The sequence below is a fragment of the Streptomyces sp. WAC00040 genome (genome assembly GCF_056835925.1).
Map to the genome: position 1 here is coordinate 1,248,028 of NZ_JAKQZE010000002.1, position 16,489 is coordinate 1,264,516.

The 16,489-nt window shown below is 70.5% G+C and carries 14 protein-coding genes; 6 read left to right on the forward strand and 8 right to left on the reverse strand.

What is annotated here, in order from left to right; genetic code table 11:
• Positions 1-66: 66 nt before the first annotated feature.
• A complete protein-coding gene (locus MDN94_RS25195) occupies positions 67-1,566 on the reverse strand; it encodes an FAD-dependent monooxygenase (RefSeq protein ID WP_482728126.1) in 1,500 nt (499 codons plus the stop codon).
• An 80-nt stretch (positions 1,567-1,646) separates the two neighbouring features.
• Here MDN94_RS25195 and MDN94_RS25200 point away from each other — a divergent pair, with 80 nt between their 5' ends.
• On the forward strand, positions 1,647-2,279 hold the full coding sequence (locus tag MDN94_RS25200; protein ID WP_482728127.1) for a TetR/AcrR family transcriptional regulator: 633 nt from the start codon (positions 1,647-1,649) through the stop codon (positions 2,277-2,279).
• 192 nt (positions 2,280-2,471) lie between these two features.
• Here the strand turns inward: MDN94_RS25200 and MDN94_RS25205 are convergent, their stop codons facing one another.
• Positions 2,472-2,912 (reverse strand): hypothetical protein, encoded by a 441-nt coding sequence (locus MDN94_RS25205; protein ID WP_482728128.1) that lies wholly within the window; start codon positions 2,910-2,912, stop codon positions 2,472-2,474.
• 194 nt (positions 2,913-3,106) lie between these two features.
• Positions 3,107-3,931, reverse strand: a complete 825-nt coding sequence (locus tag MDN94_RS25210; RefSeq protein ID WP_482728129.1) for a class I SAM-dependent methyltransferase — start codon at positions 3,929-3,931, stop codon at positions 3,107-3,109.
• Positions 3,932-4,353: 422 nt separating this feature from the next.
• On the opposite strand from MDN94_RS25210, the gene MDN94_RS25215 reads away from it, so the two are divergent.
• Entirely contained in the window at positions 4,354-6,048 is a 1,695-nt protein-coding gene (locus MDN94_RS25215; RefSeq protein WP_482728130.1) for an alpha/beta hydrolase, read from the forward strand.
• A gap of 25 nt (positions 6,049-6,073) precedes the next feature.
• Here the strand turns inward: MDN94_RS25215 and MDN94_RS25220 are convergent, their stop codons facing one another.
• Positions 6,074-6,766: a DUF4386 domain-containing protein gene (locus MDN94_RS25220; RefSeq protein WP_482728131.1), complete on the reverse strand. Its 693-nt coding sequence runs from the start codon at positions 6,764-6,766 to the stop codon at positions 6,074-6,076.
• 172 nt (positions 6,767-6,938) lie between these two features.
• On the opposite strand from MDN94_RS25220, the gene MDN94_RS25225 reads away from it, so the two are divergent.
• The 4 genes from MDN94_RS25225 to MDN94_RS25240 all read left to right on the forward strand — a co-directional run bounded on the left by MDN94_RS25225 (position 6,939) and on the right by MDN94_RS25240 (position 12,455).
• Positions 6,939-7,649 carry a TetR/AcrR family transcriptional regulator gene (locus tag MDN94_RS25225; RefSeq protein WP_482728238.1) on the forward strand — a complete coding sequence of 237 codons (711 nt, stop codon included), beginning with the start codon at positions 6,939-6,941 and terminating at the stop codon, positions 7,647-7,649.
• Positions 7,650-8,152: 503 nt separating this feature from the next.
• Complete coding sequence (locus tag MDN94_RS25230; protein ID WP_482728132.1) at positions 8,153-9,400, forward strand: choice-of-anchor Q domain-containing protein; 1,248 nt, start codon at positions 8,153-8,155, stop codon at positions 9,398-9,400.
• Positions 9,397-11,091, forward strand: a complete 1,695-nt coding sequence (locus MDN94_RS25235; RefSeq protein ID WP_482728133.1) for a carboxylesterase/lipase family protein — start codon at positions 9,397-9,399, stop codon at positions 11,089-11,091. The genes MDN94_RS25230 and MDN94_RS25235 overlap by 4 nt, the downstream gene beginning before the upstream one ends.
• The gene (locus MDN94_RS25240) at positions 11,088-12,455 is read left to right on the forward strand and encodes a phenylacetate--CoA ligase family protein (protein ID WP_482728134.1); all 1,368 of its coding nucleotides are present in this window, start codon (positions 11,088-11,090) and stop codon (positions 12,453-12,455) included. Before MDN94_RS25235 ends, MDN94_RS25240 begins: the two co-directional genes overlap by 4 nt.
• Here MDN94_RS25240 and MDN94_RS25245 read toward each other — a convergent pair.
• The 4 genes from MDN94_RS25245 to MDN94_RS25260 form a co-directional block, all read right to left on the reverse strand.
• Positions 12,439-13,095, reverse strand: coding sequence for a TetR/AcrR family transcriptional regulator (locus tag MDN94_RS25245; protein ID WP_482728135.1), 657 nt, complete (start codon positions 13,093-13,095; stop codon positions 12,439-12,441). The two genes, MDN94_RS25240 and MDN94_RS25245, sit on opposite strands and share 17 nt — an antisense overlap.
• 275 nt (positions 13,096-13,370) lie before the next feature.
• Positions 13,371-13,853, reverse strand: coding sequence for a potassium channel family protein (locus MDN94_RS25250; RefSeq protein ID WP_482728239.1), 483 nt, complete (start codon positions 13,851-13,853; stop codon positions 13,371-13,373).
• Positions 13,854-14,489: 636 nt separating this feature from the next.
• On the reverse strand, positions 14,490-15,035 hold the full coding sequence (locus MDN94_RS25255) for a phosphatase PAP2 family protein (RefSeq protein ID WP_482728136.1): 546 nt from the start codon (positions 15,033-15,035) through the stop codon (positions 14,490-14,492).
• A 459-nt stretch (positions 15,036-15,494) separates the two neighbouring features.
• On the reverse strand, positions 15,495-16,448 hold the full coding sequence (locus tag MDN94_RS25260; RefSeq protein WP_482728137.1) for a YihY/virulence factor BrkB family protein: 954 nt from the start codon (positions 16,446-16,448) through the stop codon (positions 15,495-15,497).
• Positions 16,449-16,489 lie beyond the last annotated feature (41 nt).

Sequence of the window (16,489 nt, forward strand, 5' to 3'; positions counted from 1 at the left end):
GCTCGGGGGACGAAGGACTCCCGGGCTGCAGCGGGCGCCGCAGTGGACCACGTACCGTCCACCGGCTCAGTGCACCCTCGCAAGGCCACCGGCGATCGCGGCGAGCAGGGCGTCGCCGCGGGTGGCGGAGTCCGCGGCCCAGCAGATGTAGCCGTCGGGACGGATGAGCAGGGCAGCAGCGCCCAGATCATCGGCGCATGCGGCGCGGACGCGGTCGATCCGTGGCGGGAGCCGGAGGCCGGCCGGGACGGTTCCGGCCAGATCGAGCAGGACGGCGTGCCCCGGGCCGAACAGCGCCGACAGCCGGGTGGGGCCGGTTTCGGTCACCAGGTCGGCGTCCGGCACGCGTTGGCCGGTGAGCGGATGCTCCCCGGACGGCTCGTAGCGCAGCGAGAGGCCCGACACCAGCCCTGCCAGACGGCGGTTCGCGTCGGGCAGCCTCAGCAGGTCGATGAAGATGTCACGCAGGGCGGCCACGTCCTCGCTCGGGTTCGGATCGGCCAGGACCCGCTGGGCCGACGTGTGACGCAGGACCTGAGCCCCGACCGGATGCCGTTCGGCATGGTAGCTGTCCAGCAAGCCGCTCGGCGCCCGGTCCTGGACGACCGCGGCCAGCTTCCAGCCGAGGTTGAACGCGTCCTGTATACCGAGATTGAGCCCCTGGCCGCCCAGCGGCGGGTGGATGTGCGCGGCGTCGCCCCCGAACAGGACACGGCCCGTGCGGTATTGCTGCACCTGTCGAGTGGCGTCGGTGAACCGGGAGGCGTTCTCCACGGCGCCGAGGGTGGTCTCAGGGCCGTACACGGCCTGCAGCGCGGTGGTGATCTCCTCGGGGGTGACGGGAACGTCGCGGGTGGTGTCCGTCCGATCCGCGCGCCCGAAGGTGATCCGGTACCGGTCGTCGCCGAGAGGGACGAGCATGGCCCAGTAACCACCCGCATGACGGGTCAGGTTGCTCATGTGCCCCATCCGCTGCGGCACCAGCGACGACACGGCGGACAGGCGGATGTCTGCCAGGACCGCCTGATGCGTGCCGGGCCTGCCGGGAAACGGCAGGCCGAGCAGTTTCCGCACCGTACTGTGGCCACCGTCGCACGCAGCCAGGTAGCGAGCCCGCACCCGCAGCCCGCCCGCCGTCACGACCACTCCGTCGTCGTCCGAGTCGACTCCCGAGACGGCGGTGCCGCGCAGAATCCGCGCGCAGGCGGCGATCGCGTGCTCCTCGAGTACTTCCTCGATCTCCCACTGAGGGATCGCGATCGGGAAGGGGTGCCTGGTCCGCCACGGTGTGCAGTCCAGCGGCACAGGCAGGGCCGCGAAATGCCCGCTCGCCGGCTCACCGGGCACGGCCCGCGGCAGCAACGGGGCCAACAGGCCGCGCGACTCCAGCAGCTCGGCGGTACGGGGCTGGATCCCACCGCCCTTCGCTTGTTCGACGCGCTGATGCAGCTTCTCCAGCACCAGCGTCTCGACCCCGGCGAGAGCCAGTTCGTACGCCAGCATCAGCCCGGTCGGGCCGGCGCCCGCGACGACGACCTCGGTCTCGATCTCGGTCAACACCTTCACTCCGTCCTACTTTCTAGCCCTGGGTTAAATGTATACCAGGTGAAGAAATAGCCCCGGTGACTTTCTGTTACGATTTCGTCGTGGACGGCAAGCCAGGACTTCGGGAACGAAAGAAGCAGCGGACCCACGCGGCGATCTCCGACGCGGCGATCACGCTGTTCCTCGAACACGGCTTCAATCAGGTCTCCGTGGCCCAAGTGGCCGAAGCGGCAGAGGTGTCCAAGCGCACGCTCTTCGCCTACTTCCCCACGAAGGAAGACCTCGTGGTGCATCGCCTCGCGGACCACGAGACCGAAATCGCCCGCGTCGTGCGGGCCCGCCCGCCCGAAACCGCCCCGCTCACCGCGGTGCGTGAGCACTTCCTCGACGGGCTGCGGGAGCGGGACCCCATCACCGGGCTCAACGACCACCCCCAGGTGCGGAGGGTCCACCGGATGATCCTCGACGCGCCCTCGCTGGTGGCCCGGATGGAACGGTTCAAGACCGGCGCCGAACGCGCACTCACCCAGGCGCTGCGGGAAACCGCCGACATTCCGGAACTCACGGCAAGGTTGGCCGCCGTCCAGATCGTCGCGGTCCACTGGGCGCTGGCGCAGGACAACGCCGAGCGCTTGGCGCACGGGGAGCCGGCCGACGAGCGCTACGCGGGGGCGGTGACCGACGCGGAACACGCCTTCGCGCTCCTGGAGAACGGATTGCGGCTCCTGACCTGACCGGCAGCCGCGCATCCTCCGGCCCCCGGGCAGGCCCTGGCTGGCGTAAAGGCCGCTTGAGCAGGGCGAACCTTCGCCGGCCACCGTCCGTCACGGTCACCGGCTTGCGGGTGTCCGGCCAGGGGCGAAGCCGTGTCCCCGAGGTAGCGGTGGTGGACCCCGTACAGGGTGTCGTCATGGGGCCCGCAGGGATCACTCGTCAGGGTCGATGCCGCTGGCACGGGCGATGCCGTCCAGCTCGCTGTTGATCGCTTGCTGCTCGGTGGTCCACTCGTGTATCTGCTGGCGGATTTCTGCGAGTGCCGCAGGGTCGTTGGCGACTTCCGGGGTGACGACCGCGTAGCCGGGACTGCCGTCCGGTCCGGGCATGTCGATGACATGGTGGTCCATCCGCCCGGTGGTCGCGATCGCCATCACGGCCAGGAACTCGCGCTGGACCTCGCCTGCGAAGTTATCGCGGTCGCCTGCCTCCAGAACGCCTTCGTGTCCTTCTGAGATCAGACGGCTCATCTCGTTCACCGCCTGATGCAACGTGTCGAAGTCCTCCGGAGCCATCCGGGCCTTGACCGACTCCATGTAGAGCTCGACCTTCGCCATCCGTTCCTGCGGCGTCTCGTCTGCATCGTCGTTCATCACCACACCCTGGTGCCCACAGACCCGTCCGTCCAGTCCGGCCCCGCGTCCCTCGATGAGCCGGCGAACCGAATCCGGGGGTGCGAGCGGCCCGGCAGGGACTCCGCGACGGCCGGCGGTCACAGCACTCGCGAGGGGCGCCGCCCTCCGTGGAGGACCGTTGAGGTGCGCGGTCCCGGGGCCGCTGCCGACCGTTACGGCAGGCGGCCCCAAGCGGTGAGCATGCCGGGCGAAAGTCCGCAGAAGTCGGGGGAGTCGAGACAGCGGACGGCGTCGTCGATGGTGGCGTCGTCGACGAGCCGTGTCGCGGTCATCGCGGGACGGGCCCGTTGCCAGGTCTCGGTCCAGAACCGGTTGATGGGGCTGCCGGGCACGAGCGGCGGCACTTGGATCTCCGCCGCGACGGATTCCAGGCCTGCTGCCCGAAGCATCAGCGGGCAGTTCGGCACCCAGCTCACGTCGGTGCCGATGGTGTCGCGCAGCCCCTGCCACATGGCCCGCACAGTGGAGGTGAAGGAGCTCTCCGGTGCGGCGCGCGTGGTCAGGTCCACGGCGTCGCTGACGACCAGGACACCGCCCGGCGTGAGCATCGATGCCAGCCGGGTGATCATGCTCCCCGGATCCGACAGGTGCATGAGGACGAATCGGGCGTGCACGAGGTCGAAGTGTCCCGGTGCGAAGCCGTCCGAGGTGATGTCCGCTTCGAGCGGGGTCAGGCCCGGAGTCGGCTCCGCGGCCAGGAACCGTACGTCGCGGTCCACGGCCACCACCTCCGCGACGCCCGCCTCGCGCAGCAGCGCCCGGGCCACGGTGCCCGTGCCGGCACCGACGTCGAGACAGCGCCGGCCGGGCCCGACGCCCAACTCGCGCAGCCGGGCCATGGTCGTGCAGTCGTAGGCGAGGGCCCCCAGATCGATACGGCCGCCCTCGCCCTCGTCGTCGGGACGGAAGACATGCTCGCCGTAGTGCTGCTCGTCGGCCGAGCGTGCGTTCTCCCCGAAGGAGGTGCTCTGTGCCATGGCCCCATTGTCGTGCGGAGCACGGCCGCACACATCACGAGGCGGCTCGCCGCATGCCGCCCGGTCGGCTGTCGCAGGTGCCCAGTCGGCGGCGGCAGGTGGGGCCCGTCGGGGGTCCCCTCCCCATCGTCGGCCCGGTACGGCTCGCCGACTCGACGCGGCGCACCGGCCTCACACCCGGATTCGGCGCGGCGCCCTGCCCCGGCGGGACTTCTTTGCCGCCGACACAATGCGTTCCGTCGTGAGTCGCGGCACCTCTCAGAAGATCGAACCCTGCTGTGCGACGAGCGACGGTCGCCTCGCCGCACCATTCGGTTGCGGTCGGCTCGCGCGCGTTGCCGGTTCACGGTGTTGTGGACGCGAATGCGTCGCGACGTTCGTCGCATGGGGACATCGGGCGCTCAGCCGTGAAGGGACAAGGGATGAACATATCTGGGCCCGCAGGCGGACGTCGGCGTGGTGCCGCGCTCGTCGCCGCGGTGGTCACCTCCTCGACGGTACTGATAGGACCGGACATCGCCGTGGCCGGCGGAACGCCGACACCGTCGGTGCCAGCCCCGAAGCTGGACTGGAGACCGTGTGCCGAGGACGGCCGCTTCGACTGCGCGACCGCCGAGATGCCGCTGGACTACCGCAACCCCCGCGGGCGCAGCATCGAGCTGGCGGTCGTGAAACACAAGGCAACCGGTCCCGGACGGCGCATGGGCACTCTTTTCTTCAATCCCGGCGGACCTGGCGGACCGGGAACGGTGCAGATGCCACAGAACTACGAGCGCTTCCCGCGCGAGGTCCGTGAGCGGTTCGACGTGGTCAGCTGGGACCCCCGCGGAGTCGGCAACAGCACCGCGGTCAACTGCTTCGCGAGTCCTGAGGAAGCCGAAGCGTGGAGTGCGGGCAGACCGGTCGGCCTGCCGGTGGGCAAACAGCAGCGGACGGCCTGGATCACCGCGTACAAGGATCTGGCCCGGCGCTGTCAGCAGCGGGACCCTGAGCTCCTACGGCACGTGTCGACCGCCGACACCGCTCGCGACCTCGACCAGCTCCGCCAGGCGGTGGGCGACCCGCAACTCACCTACCTCGGGATCTCCTACGGCACGATCCTGGGCGCCACCTATGCCAACCTCTTCCCCGGCAAGGTCCGCGCCATGGCCCTCGACAGCAACATCGACCCGCAGGCATGGACGAACCGCGCCTCCGACGAGGAGGTCCGGCTCACCACATTCTTGCGCATGGGCGCGGACCTCGGCGCAGCCGGGATCCTGGACCAGTTCCTCGCCCTGTGCGGCTCCAGCACCACCGCCCGCTGCGCCTTCTCCGCCGGCAGCCCGCAAGCGACCAAGAACAAGTGGGAGGAACTGCTGCGGCGTCTCCGGGAGCGTCCGGTGAGTGGGTGGACCTACGGGAGGACGGTCGCTGAGGTGGTGAGCGGCCTCGACATCGTCCACCCCGGATGGACCGAGCTCGCCGGCAGGTTGCAGGACCTGTGGCAGGGCCGAGTCCCCGGGCCGCCTTCACCACTGCCCGCGCCACCGGTCCCGAATCCGTACACCGGAGAGGAACAAGGCGCTGCGGTGCTCTGCTCCGACAGCCCCAATCCGCGTGACTCCGGCGTCTACCACGCCCTGGAGGAGGCCGTCGCCGTCCGCGCGGGCGACGCCGGACGCTTCTGGAGCTGGGCCGCCGAGCCGTGTGCCGGCTGGCCGGCCGTTGCGGCCAACCGCTACCGCGGCCCGTGGAACAAGCCGACGGCGCATCCTCTCCTCGTGGTGGGCACCAGATACGATCCCGCCACCCCCTACCGGGGCGCGCAGGCCATGGCCAGGGAGCTGGCCGCCGCCCGCCTGCTCACCCATGACGGTTACGGGCACACCGCACTGCTCAACCCCAGCAGGTGCGTCAACGAGCACGTGGGCCGCTATTTCGTCGACGGCACGCTCCCTCCGGCAGGAACCGTGTGTCGACCGGACACGCCGCCCTTCGCCGCACCGAAGCCGAGCGGCGGCGTTGCCACCGGCGGAGGGGCGACGGCGGCTTCGGGTGATGGCCCGGCCGACCGCGGCGACGAGTCCGTCGGCCAGCCGTACTGCGAGAGAAGTGGCGAGTGGGTGGAGTCATAGCCTCCACCCACCTCGTAACGGTCCGTCACCCAGTGGCGGGGTGCGGAGTGACGCGGCTCCTCCCCTCGCCGTGCCTGTCGAGGTGGGCAGCCGGTTTGAACCCCTTGGCGATGAGCCAGACGGCAAGACTCACTTCCCATGCGAACACGGGGATCGCGGCGACGGACCCCGCCAGGGAGATCTGCTCGTACAGCCCGAACATCACTGCTGTCGCCGACGTACAGATCAACGCGCCTCCTGCGAGCCCCAGTACGGCGATGAAACGCGGCACGAGCCTGGCGCGGTACATCAGCCACGCCAGGACCAGCGAGTTCGCTCCCAGAATGACGTTGGGCCCCATGAGGAACGTCCAGTCGTGGACGGCCACCAGGGTCTTGCCGGCGGTCACGAGCGAGGCGGTGTCGCTGTCCGCCGCTCCCTCGCCGGCCCTCCGCAGCTTCACGACCGACAGAACGCTGATGATGCCGACGATGATGACGGCGGCTTCGAGGAGGCGGGCGCACACATAGCCCAGCGCCGCCCCCTCGTTCTGCTTCTTGAGGACCGGAAACAGTGTGACTCCCGTGCCGATGACGGCCGCCGCGAGAACGATCTCGGACAGTGCGCCGAGGAGCACCCGTGTGTCGGCGCCAGGACCGACGATGTAGTACGCGTCCTGCAGGACGGGACCGTACAGCGCGAGCCCGGCGATCGCCGCGACCTCCGTGAGAAGGAACAACGCACCTGCGACGACTGCGGTTTTTCTGGCTGGTACCACCAGGACCCACCCCCAAAGAAAGGTGTACGGCGTACACCGAAGCTTCCACGGTAGGTGTACGCCGTACACTCGTCAAGTGGTGTGCGGGTACGGTGGTCGGATGCGGCGGATCTTTGAGGGGGCTGGTCGCGACATGGCTCAGCAGACGAGGGCGGTGCGTCGCACCCCTCTGTCCAGGGACCGGGTGCTGCGGGCGGCTGTCGCGCTCGCCGATGACATCGGCATCGAAGCCTTGAGCATGCGCAAGCTCGCGCAGGAGTTGGGCGTGGTGCCCATGGCCCTCTACAAGCACGTCGCGAACAAGGAGCAACTCCTGGACGGCATGGTTGATGTGGTCATGAGCGAGGTCGACCCGCCGGCACCGGGGGCCGACTGGAAGGGCGCGGTGCGCCAGAGGATCCTTTCGGTGCGACGTGCTTTCCTCGGACACCCATGGGCGGCTCAGGTGATTCAGTCGCGAAGCAGTCCGACGCCGGTCGTGCTCGCACACATGGATTCTGTGATCGGCATGTTCCGGACCGGTGGCTTCTCACTCGATCTGACACACCATGTGATGCACGCTCTGGGCAGCCGGATGATGGGCATCACGCAGGAACTGTTCGACGCTACGCCCGGTCCCGATCCGCAATCGAGGCCGGCCGTGCCGCATGAGGGCGCGGGGGAGTTCCCGTATGTGATGGAGCTGGCCGGCGCGGTGGCTCACGACGAGGGATCCGTGGTGGGTCAGGGGTGTGACGACCAGTTCGAGTTCGAGTTCGCGTTGGATCTCCTCCTGGACGGGTTCGAACGGCTGCGGGAACAGGGATGGTCGTCCGAGGGCAGTTCGCGGGGCAAGGGCCAATGACGCGGGGCGGGTCGGGGTGGTGGTGTACGGAGCCACGAAGGGACGGCCGGGGGAAACGCGGCCGTTGGGGGAAGTGGTCAGCAGTCGGACGGTGACGACTCGGTCGAAGCCGACGGATGGTTCCCCGGTCCGGTCCGTGCAGTCGGATGTGACGACGGGTGATCGGCCGGCACGGGTGGGATCGGCGGTCGGCAGCACCGTTGTAGGGCGATCCGGGGTGCGTGGCGATCCGATGTGATGACGCGATCTGCCTGTCTCTCGCCAGTCCGGTTTTGTGTCCGGCGGGCGTGTAGACACGAGGCGGTCTGAATGGAACGCTCGCTACAGAGCGAGGTGTTCGCGTCCGGGTTCTCCGGTCTCGGCCGCCTCGCCGCTCCGGTGCAATCCCGCCGGCCCTTGCGCCGGCCGCTTTTCTCGTAAGAGCCGCAATTCCCAGCACCAGCGTGAAGTCCCCGCACAGCGCCCTCGCACGTCCAGATTCCTTGTCGAAAGGAGTTCATCGGATGAGGAACCCAAGCGCTCCGGCGGCACTGGCAGCCGTCGTCCTCGCCGTGGCGGCGAACCTCGCCGCTCCCGCTTCCAGCACCGCCGCGCCCCCGCCCGAGGGGCCGGCGGCGTTCACCGTGGACACCACGTCCGACGCGGTCGACGCCGACCCGTCGGACGGCCGGTGCCGCACCGCGTCGGGCGCGTGCAGCCTGCGTGCCGCGGTGATGGCCGCCAACGCCCGGCCGGGAAGCACCATCACGCTGCCTCCCGGCCGCTACCGGCTGGCCATCCCGCCCGACCCCCGACTGATCATCGGCGATCATCCCGACCCGACCACGGGCGATCTCAACGTCAATGCGCCCACCACGATCCAGGGCTCCGGAGCACGGAGCACCGTCATCGACGCCGACCGACTGGACCGTGTCTTCCGCATGCGGGCCGACACCTGGCTGTCCGATCTGACTCTCACCGGGGGATCGGCCAAGCAGCGAGAACTGCCCTTCACCGACACCGGTGGCGGCGCCATCGCCAACGAACAGCACATGACACTGCGACGAGTCGCCGTGAGCGGGAACTCCGCCGGCTACGGCGGCGGCATCTTCAACATCCCCGACTCCCACCTGGATCTGATCGACAGCACCGTCAGCGGGAACAGTGCAGGAGAGGCCGGCGGCATCAGGTTCGACGACAGCGGCACCGTGACCAACTCGACGATCGCCGACAACCGGGTGACGGACCCCGGTGACCGCCCCGGCAGCCTCGGCGGTTACGGCGGCGGCATCGACATCCGCGGCCTGGGACCGGTGGAGATTCTCAACTCGACCATCACCGGCAACCGTTCCAGCGACGGCGGTGGCGGAATCAACATCGCCCCCGCCTACCTCGACAGCCTGCCCCGGCCGATCCCCGACATCCTCGATCTGCCCCTGGGGCGTCTTACCCTGCGCAACTCCCTCGTCGCGAACAACACCGTCAACGGCACGGCAGCCGACTGCGAGAAGGCCTTCGCGACCATCGCGTCGCGAGGTCACAACATCGACAGCGACGGCAGTTGCCGGCTCACCGCCCAGGGTGATCTGCCAAGCCGTACCCCGCTGCTGGGACCGCTCGCCGACAACGGCGGCCCCACGGACACCGCCGCGCTGCTGCCGGGCAGTCCCGCCCTGAACGCGGCCGCCGACTGCCCGGCCACCGACCAGCGCGGTGTCGCCCGTCCCCAGGGCGGCGCCTGCGACATCGGCGCCTATGAGCACACGCCATGACCATGGCCATCAGCACCAGGAGCGATTCGAGGGGATCCACCGGCCTGCGCCACACCCTGGTCCGCGTCCTCACTGCCGCCGCGGCCCTGCTGCTGTCACTCACCGAACCCCCGACACCGGCTTGGGCCGACACCGGCCACGACCCCCTGGTCGTGCACACCTCCGAGGGCCGGGTGCGCGGCGCGGCCGGCCGCGACGGCGGTCGGGTCTTTCAGGGCATCCCCTTCTCCGCACCGCCGACCGGCGAGCGGCGTTGGCTTCCGCCCCAGCCCCCCGCGCGGTGGTCCGGCGTACGGGACACCACCGCACCGGCCCACCCCTGCCCCCAGCTCCCGCTGACACTCCTGCCCGACGGGGGCCCCGTTCTGCCCGGGGAGTCCAACCGGACCGGCAGCACGACGGAGGACTGCCTGTACCTCAACGTGTGGATGCCCGCCCGCACCGGCCAAGGGGCCCTCCCGGTACTGGTGTGGCTGCACGGCGGCGGCAATGCCTACGGCGCGGGCAGCGACTACGACGGCGCGGCGCTGGCCGCGCGCGGCATGGTGGTCGTGACCGTCAACTACCGCCTCGGAGCACTGGGGTTCCTCGCCCACTCCGCCCTGTCGGCCGAGAGCGCGGACCACGCTTCCGGGGACTACGGCCTGATGGACCAGCAGGCTGCACTGCGCTGGATACGGCGGAACATCGGCGCGTTCGGCGGCGACCGGAACCGGGTCACTCTGGGCGGCCAGTCCGCCGGGTCCGCGGACACCTGTCTCCACATCGCCTCGCCGACGGCGAGGGGCCTTTTCCACCGGGCCATCCAGCAGAGCGGAAGCTGCGCCTCGGACGGCGGTCTGGCACCGCTCACGCTCAGCGCGGCCGAGCGGAAGGGGAGCGTATTCGCGGCCTCGGTCGGCTGTGCCGACCCGTTTACCGCGGCAACCTGTCTGCGCGCCGTACCCACCACCGAGCTCATCCGCGCCACTGGGACGGGTGCCGCGTCCTTGTGGGGACCGAACACCGGACCGCGTGTCCTCCCGCGTCCTCCTCACACGGCGTGGGCCGAGGGGCGGGTGAATGCGGTCCCGACGCTGAGCGGCAGCACCCACGACGAATACCGCTACTTCACCGCGCTGTACGTGGATCTGCTCGGTGGCGGTCCGCTGACACCCGACTCGTACGCCGCCCTGATCAGGCTCCAGCACGGGGACCGGGCCGGCGCGGTCCTCGGGACGTATCCGGCTTCTGCCTTTCCGTCTCCCAACCTGGCCTATTCGGCAGTAGCCACCGACCAGCGGTTCGCCTGTCCGGCACGGGCCGACAGCCGCCTGTACAGCGGCCGGGTGCCCGTCTACGCCTACGAGTTCCACGACCCCCAGGCGCCGCCTTTCATCCCGGCGCCGCACACCCCGCAGGGTGCGTTCCACGCCTCCGAACTGGCCTACCTGTTCCCCATGGACTCCGTGCCGCCCCTGACGGCTGCCCAGCGGCGGCTGTCCGCCACGATGACCGCCTACTGGGCCCGGTTCGCGGCCACCGGCGACCCCAACGGGCCCGGCACCCCCGCCTGGCCGCGCTACGTTCCCGACAGGGACCGCATCCAGGTGCTGACGCCGGACCGCGTCACCCCGACCACGGGTTTCGTGACGGACCATCACTGCGCCTTCTGGCAGCAGTCCTCCGCCCGCCGAGGAGCCGTGCGATGAGATCCACGTTCGACTTGGTCAGGGACGGGCGCCGCGCTGTCCGGCGGGGCCCGGCCGCCCTGGCGGACCGACAGCGGGAGCGGCTCGCCGCCATGGTCGACTTCGCCCGTGCCCGCTCCCCGTACTACCGCGAGCTGTACCGGACGCTGCCGGAACGCGTGGAGCACCCGGCCCTGCTGCCGGTGACACGCAAGGAGGACCTGATGGCTCGCTTCGACGACTGGGTCACCGACCCGGAGGTGACCCTCGAGGGCGTACGGGATTTCATCGCCGATCCCGCCCGTGTCGGCGAGCCCTTCCTCGGTAAGTACCTGGTCTCCACCACCTCCGGGACCACCGGGCACCGTGGTGTCTTCCTGCTCGACGACCGGTCGGCGGCGGTGGTCAGGGCACTGTCGCTGCGCGCCGCCCGGCGCACCCTCACCCCCTCCCGGACGGCGCGGCTGCTGGTCCACCGGATGCGGACGGCGCACGTTGTCGCCACCAGCGGCCATCTGGCGGCAAACGCCGTCATCGCCCGCTCGCGCGCGTCCGGCCGCCTGCACACTCGGCGGAGCCGGGTCCTGTCGGTGCACAGCCCGCTGCCCGACCTGGTCGACGAGCTCAACCGGTATCGCCCTGTGCTCCTTGGCGGCTACGCCAGCGTGATCGCGCTGCTCGCCGGCGAGCAACTGGCCGGCCGCCTGCGCATCGCCCCGGCCGTCGTGTCCCTGGTTGCCGAGGGCCTCAACGACCGTGAGCACCGGCGCGTCGGCTCCGCCTTCGGGGCGCATGTCGTCAACACCTACGCCTGCAACGAGAGCCTCGCCCTGGGATACGGTTGCCGGCTCGGGTGGCTGCACACCCACAGCGACTGGCTGATCCTGGAGCCTGTCGACGCCGACTACCGTCCAGTGCCACCGGGCCAGGAGTCCTTCACCGTTCTGCTGAGCAGTCTGGGCCGGTGGGCGCAGCCGATCCTGCGCTACGACCTGGGGGACAGTGTCCTGTGGCGTCCGGACCCGTGTCCGTGCGGAGACCCGCTGCCCGCGATGAGGGTCCGCGGTCGCGCCGCCGACCTGCTGTCCTTTCCGCGCCGGGAGGGCGGCACCGCCCGCATCGTGCCCATGGCCTTCGAGACCCTCCTGGAAAGCCTTCCGGACATCGACAGGTTCCAGATCGTGCAGACGACGCCCACGACCCTGCGGGTGCGCATCCGGCCGGCCGCAGGAGCCGATCAGGAACGGTTGTGGAACGCGGTGCGGACGGGGCTGGCCGCCCTGCTCAGCGACCACGGGACGGACGGGGTGAGGATCGAGCGCGCCCATGAACCGCCCGAGCAGTCTCCAGGGGGCAAGTACCGGGTGGTCATTCCCTGCCCGTGATGCCCCGCGAAGGGTCCTCGGGCCGCGCGCCGTGCGGTGGAACGCCGTGGTGCGCCGCCAGTGCCAGCAACGCAACGCGCAGCGGACCCGTCTCCAGTGCGGCGGCCGGTTCGAACCAGCGTGCAACGGCGGTTCCGCTCGCCACCCTGAGTGTGAATCGCGCCAGATCGTCCGACACCTCCGGACGGTCGCTCAGGCCGAAGACGGCGCTCACAGAGTCCGTGGCCCAGGACAGCAGCGCGTCGCGGTAGTGGTGCACCTCGGCCACGGCCGCCGTGCTGGCATCCTGCTGCACCATGCCCAGCCCGAGGAGCAGCTTCAGGCCGTGCGGATGGCGCTGGAACGCGTCCTTGACCTCGGCGAGGAAGGTGTCCAGACGCTGCACGACGTCGGTGCCCGGCACCTCGACGGGGGGCAGGGCTGCCAGCAGAGCGGTCCTGGCGCGCTGCAGCACCGCGACGTAGATCCCCTCCTTGCTGCCGAAGTGCCAGTAGAGGGAGCTGACCGGCAGGCCGCATGCGGCGGAGATCATCGAGATGGACGTGGCGGCGTAGCCGTGCTGCGACATCAGGTCGCCGGCCGTGTCGAGAATCGCGTCACGGGACCGCGTGCCGCGGTGCTGGGCAGGTGCCTGCGTCATACTGCCGACTTTAGAGGAGCACCGGTCCCAGGCGCCCCGGGAAAGGGAAGTCCGGGCGGGGCCGGTCGTCCCCGGACCTCCGTGAAGAAGGCGTAGGGGATGAGCCCTTGCGCTGTTCGTGGTGTCTTGGGGGCGGCTCGATGTCTGCCGTCGCGGGTCGGCTTTCGGTCACCGGGCCGGGGAACATGACGGTCCAACAGGAACAGGAGGGTCGGTGGCTCCTCGCCCTGTGGGCGGGCGACACAGCAGCGGCGTCGTCGGCCGCAAGGGTCCGGTCACTGACGCTCGGGCCCATCCGGGGGTCGTCTGTTCTCTGTCAGTATCTGCTCCAGGCGATCGAAGCGCTCGTGCAGCGCGTGGGCGCTGTCCTCGCAGAGGAGATGGGCGGTGTCTTCGACCCTTCGGGCCAGGTGCCGGCGTCGCTCGGTCTCGCGGCCGACGAACCAGGTGGCCAAGGCGGCGGTGACGATGCCGAACGTGGTGATGCCGACGAACATCATCACCGCGCCGACGACCCGTCCCCACAACGTCACTGGATAGAAGTCGCCGTACCCGACCGTCGTCGCCGTCTCGACCGACCACCACAGGGCGCGTGGGTACGTCGTCAGATTCGCGTCGGTAGCGCCGCGTTCGGCGGCGACCACGGCCCATGAGCCCACCAGCATGGTGATTCCCAATACGACCGTTGCGCCGCCGGCAGCCTTCACGTGCAGCGTGCGGCCTTCCCGGCGTAGCAGGGAATCGATCGCCTTGACCATGAATGCGAGCTGCACGTTCCCTCCATGGGACTCGGACAGGTAGAGCGGACAGCCAGGCCGTGCGCGGGCACGACGGAGCGACAGCCGATCCCGTCGTCCGCTGCCCCATTTTTCCCCTGGGACGGCCACCGCGCACGGGGCCGGGGCAGACGCAGCAGGTACGAGCCGACCCCTCGCGTGCCCCACGGCCGCCCGCTGCCCGCGCCTCACGGCCGATCAACAGTTGCGGGTGCCGGCCTGTGCAGACCGCATGCGGTCGACCGCCCGCCGGGGCGACAGCCTCAGGGCTCCGCCGCATCAAGCCCACCGTGCCCGAGCCGAAGGGCCGGCGCGCGAATCGCCGGCGGCAGGGCAGCCATGGCGGCAGAACCACAGGCTTCGACCCCAGAACCGCCGGCGCCGGGCGCACCGTGCAACCGGCTGAAGAGCTCCCGCGCCGTCGCGACCGTTACGACGAACGGACCTACATCTGCCATGGCAGCCACACGGTGGACAACGAGGAGGTCACCGCCACGCTCAAGAAGTCCACCGGCACCGTCGTCGACACCTGCGCGCCCATCCCGGAACTTCAACTCGGGTGGGCGTCGCGGCGCGGTGAGGAGGTCCGATGTGGCAGGCCGATTCGTGAGCCGAGCGTCACACGACATGCCGCCGCAGCAGGCGCGGTGCGGCCCGTACCAGGGCGGCCGCGGCCACGCCGATCACGGCACCCACGGCCACGTCGGAGGGGTAGTGCGCACCTCTGTGCACCCGTTCCGCGGCGACCGTCACCGCGGGCACCGCGCAGAGGGCACCCGCGGCCGGCCATACAGGTGCGACAGCACCGGTGAAGGCGAACGCGGCTGCCGTGTGTCCGGAAGGAAAGGAGGAACTTTCCGGGCGGTCCTGGAGATCCTCGGCGGGGACCCAGTCCTGTGGCGGGCGGCGCCGCTGGTACAGCTGTTTGGCGACTCCGTTGGACAGCTGCGCCACCGCCATACCGCCCAGCCCCGCGGCGGCGGCCGTCCGGCCGCGCCATCCTCCGGCGGCGGCCATGACCACGGCCGCCGCCCACCACAGCTTGGTGTGCTCGGCCGACTCCTCCACCGCCGACAGCACCCGCCGCGCCCACGGCGAGCCCCACGAGATCGCCTTTCTGGTGAGCCGGCGGTCCGCGGCGCGTAGATCTGCCATCACTGTCATGACCAGCGGCTTCCCGTCCTGGGCCGTCTCACACCGCTGCTGTCGGCGCTGAGGGCCCAGCCGCCGCCTGACGCGCCCCGCGCGCGCCCGGACAGGGTCGGGCCGACGGTGCCGCTCGGGGAGTGCGGGCGGGACATCCGGCTCATGCCCTCGCTCGCGAACGCCCCGTTCGTCCCGGGCATGGTCGGTCGTGCCGCCCCGGGAGACCAAGGGCTCCGCGAACGATGCCCGCTACGGCAGCCTTGCCGGCGTGGAAGCGTGCGGTCCGACGCCCCCGGACGAACCGAACACCTTCCGAAGGACCCGCCCCACGGGCGGGGCCCGTGTCATGCCGGCAACCGGCGCCGCATCCGGACGAGCCTTGAGGCGGCATCAGCCGTCCACCGTGCCACGGCGTCCGACGACGACGTCAGGCACCACGCCGTTCGCCGGCTCAAGGAGCAGGAGCCGCCTGCCGCATCATGCGGGTTCGTCGTGGACGGGCTCCGCGTCGCCGGCGCGCGTCGCCTCGAGCTGCGCGGCGAACGCGAGGCCGAGGAACAGGGCGACACCGGTGATGTTCGCCCAAAGGAGCAGCGCCATGAACGCAGTGAGCGGCCCGTACACGGCGCCGAACGAGCCGCTGCGCTCTACGTAGAGGGCCAGCAGCCACGTCGCGGCGATCCACAGGGCCAGGTGGACGGCGGAGCCGAACGCGAGCCAGGTGTACCCGGGTTGGACCCGGCGGGGCGACCAGCGAAAGATCACGGCCGATGCCACCCAGGCCATGGTGATCCCGAGCGGAATCTGCAGCCAGTGCCACCACCCCGGCAGGGTGCCGCCGCCGAACGCGTCCACCGCGGCCTGTGCGATCGTGTCACCGGCGACCAGCACGAGGAAGCCGAACGCCATGGGCGCACCTGCCGCGACCGAAAGGAACAGGCTCCTGCCGTACTTGGCGGTGAAGGGCCGGTCCCGCTCCACGCCGTAGATACGGTTCGCGCCACGTTCCACCTGCGCCATCGCCGACACCAGGCTGACGACGGCGAACCCGAGCCCCAGCCACATCGCCACCGCGCCCCCGGTGTCCGCTCCGGCGCTTCGCCGCCCCTCGGCCAGCGCGTCCTCGATCAGCCGGGAGCTCGCGCCGGGCGCGATCCGGGTGAGCACGAGTTCTACGGTGCGGCCGACGCTCTCGGTATGGAGGGTTGCCGCCAGGCCGACCAGGGCGATCGTGAACGGCACCACCGCGAGGGCCACTTGGAAGGCCACCGCGCGAGAGTGGCTGAAGCCGTCGGCATACCGGAAGCGGACGAAGGCGTCGACGAACAGATCGCGCCCGCCGTACTGTCTCAGCGCCGCCCACGCCTCGTCCCCGGAGAGCTCCTCGCCGGCCATGTCCCGTGTCTGCGGGACATGCTTCGCACTGCCCATTCGTCTCCGCCCTCGGCTCCGCGGCTGCTTCCCGGCCAGGT

Coding starts and splice junctions, on each gene's coding strand:
- MDN94_RS25260 (WP_482728137.1), bottom strand. CDS start 16,448: ATGGGCAGTGCGAAGCATGTCCCGCAGACACGGGACATGGCCGGCGAG.
- MDN94_RS25245 (WP_482728135.1), bottom strand. CDS start 13,095: ATGACGCAGGCACCTGCCCAGCACCGCGGCACGCGGTCCCGTGACGCG.
- MDN94_RS25230 (WP_482728132.1), top strand. CDS start 8,153: ATGAGGAACCCAAGCGCTCCGGCGGCACTGGCAGCCGTCGTCCTCGCC.
- MDN94_RS25240 (WP_482728134.1), top strand. CDS start 11,088: ATGAGATCCACGTTCGACTTGGTCAGGGACGGGCGCCGCGCTGTCCGG.
- MDN94_RS25215 (WP_482728130.1), top strand. CDS start 4,354: ATGAACATATCTGGGCCCGCAGGCGGACGTCGGCGTGGTGCCGCGCTC.
- MDN94_RS25210 (WP_482728129.1), bottom strand. CDS start 3,931: ATGGCACAGAGCACCTCCTTCGGGGAGAACGCACGCTCGGCCGACGAG.
- MDN94_RS25235 (WP_482728133.1), top strand. CDS start 9,397: ATGACCATGGCCATCAGCACCAGGAGCGATTCGAGGGGATCCACCGGC.
- MDN94_RS25205 (WP_482728128.1), bottom strand. CDS start 2,912: ATGAACGACGATGCAGACGAGACGCCGCAGGAACGGATGGCGAAGGTC.
- MDN94_RS25250 (WP_482728239.1), bottom strand. CDS start 13,853: ATGGTCAAGGCGATCGATTCCCTGCTACGCCGGGAAGGCCGCACGCTG.
- MDN94_RS25255 (WP_482728136.1), bottom strand. CDS start 15,035: ATGACAGTGATGGCAGATCTACGCGCCGCGGACCGCCGGCTCACCAGA.
- MDN94_RS25225 (WP_482728238.1), top strand. CDS start 6,939: ATGGCTCAGCAGACGAGGGCGGTGCGTCGCACCCCTCTGTCCAGGGAC.